Below are 256 nucleotides of genomic sequence, written 5' to 3'. Positions count from 1 at the left end.
GACAGGTCAGGATGCGGTCAATGTGGCCCAAAGCTTTAATGAACAGTTAGGCCTGACTGGAGTCGTACTTACGAAACTTGATGGGGATACACGTGGTGGTGCGGCACTTTCGATTCGTTCAGTCACCAACACGCCGATAAAATTCGTCGGTATGGGAGAAAAATTGGATGCACTTGAAGCATTCCATCCAGAACGGATGGCGTCAAGGATCCTCGGCATGGGTGATGTATTGACCCTTATCGAAAAAGCACAGGCC

The 256-nt window shown here is 49.6% G+C and carries 1 pseudogene; it reads left to right on the top strand.

The window, feature by feature from the left end:
* Positions 1 to 256, top strand: a pseudogene (locus SB773_RS33055) (signal recognition particle protein); the annotation flags it as partial.

Source organism: Bacillus sp. SIMBA_074, assembly GCF_046534555.1.
In the GTDB taxonomy this organism is placed as follows: domain Bacteria; phylum Bacillota; class Bacilli; order Bacillales; family Bacillaceae_G; genus Bacillus_A; species Bacillus_A mycoides.
Note: the sequence above shows the minus strand (reverse complement) of the source record. Positions and strands in the feature narration are given on the sequence as shown.